1 protein-coding gene is annotated in these 367 nt (G+C 61.9%); it reads right to left on the bottom strand.

All coding sequences use genetic code 11. The features are described 5' to 3' along the window. The coding region (locus EOD29_RS30770) for a methyltransferase domain-containing protein (RefSeq protein WP_164763889.1) at positions 1-367 on the bottom strand (367 nt) is incomplete at both ends.

Raw genomic sequence — 367 nt, 5'->3', positions numbered from 1 at the left:
GTCGACGTCGAAAGCACTGCCGGCTATCGTCCGGTACCGGTCAGCCACGCCGGCTTTTTCCGCATTCTGCCTCGACAGCTCCAACACGGCCGCCCAGTCGACGGCGACGATCTGCGCCGATGGAAAGCCCTTGGCGATTTCGATGCCGAAAACGCCTGGACCCGCAGCGATGTCCAAAACCTTTTCAGGAGGCCTCGGCCAGCTGGAGATTTCGCCAGCCAGTATCTTGGCGCTGAGCCCGGTAAAGGAGCCCATGCCGCGCGCAAACTTCAACCAGACGGGATTGTCTGCCGACACGTTCGCAAGCCCGGCCGAACCGCCGTTTCGCACGACGGCGGCCGGATCGCGCAGAAAATTATCCAGTATT

Source organism: Mesorhizobium sp. M1A.T.Ca.IN.004.03.1.1 (assembly GCF_003997555.1).
GTDB lineage: Bacteria > Pseudomonadota > Alphaproteobacteria > Rhizobiales > Rhizobiaceae > Mesorhizobium.
This window is presented reverse-complemented; position numbering and strand designations above follow the sequence as displayed.